The 990-nt window shown below is 43.4% G+C and carries 1 pseudogene; it reads left to right on the top strand.

The annotated features are described in order from the left end of the window. Positions 1-906: pseudogene (gene trkA / locus D8792_RS10765) on the top strand (Trk system potassium transporter TrkA); the annotation flags it as partial. Positions 907-990: the final 84 nt, after the last annotated feature.

Below are 990 nucleotides of genomic sequence, written 5' to 3' on the forward strand. Positions count from 1 at the left end.
TCGAGTGACCTTGATGGAGTTTAAAATCAAGCCAGAAAGTCATCTCTGCCAAATGAGTCTCTCGCAATTTAGGAAGCATTTCCCTCACGTTATCATCTGTGCTATTGAGAGAGAAGGAAAACTCAGCATTCCAGATGGTGATTTCATCTTGCAGCCATCTGATAAAATCTTCCTGACTGGAAATCGTTCAGAAATTGTCCGCTTCCACAATAAAATCCGACCAAGAGTCATCAAGAGCCTCATGATTATCGGGGCAGGCAAGATTGCCTATTATCTCTTAAATATTCTCAAAAATAGTAAGATTGAGCTCAAGGTCGTCGAAATCAATCGCCAGCGGGCAGAGTTCTTCAGCCAAGAATTTCCTGAGCTCTATGTGGTCAATGGAGACGGTACAGCCAAAGATATTCTACTCGAGGAAAGAGCTGCACATTACGATGCAATAGCTACTCTGACAGGCGTCGATGAAGAAAATATCATCACCTCAATGTTCCTCAACAATCTTGGAGTTCAAAAAAACATTACCAAGATCAACCGGACAAGCCTCCTCGAGATTATTGACAATCAAGACTCGCAAGTATTGTCACGCCAAAAGGGATTGCTGTTGATACCATTATGCACTTTATCCGCGGACGGAATAACGCGCAATTCTCCAGCCTAGAAGCCTTGCACCATGTAGCAAATGGCCAAATTGAAACGCTTCAATTCCAGATCAATGAAGGAAATAAAATGGTCGAACAGCCACTTTCTCAGCTCAAATTGAGGAGCGGGGTGCTGATTGCTGCTATCATTCGTCAAGGCGTAGCCATCTTCCCAAGTGGAGATGACTATTTGGAAGTCGGAGATAAGATCATCGTGACAACCTTGATTCAAAACATCGATAAGGTTTACGATTTGTTAGAGAGGTAGCCCCATGAATAGACCTATGATTCGCTTTCTCCTCTCTAAACTCCTGCTCATCGAAGCGGCTCTCTTGTTGGTTCCAACAATCGT

Source organism: Streptococcus cristatus, assembly GCF_003943505.1.
GTDB classification, from domain to species: Bacteria; Bacillota; Bacilli; order Lactobacillales; family Streptococcaceae; genus Streptococcus; species Streptococcus cristatus_E.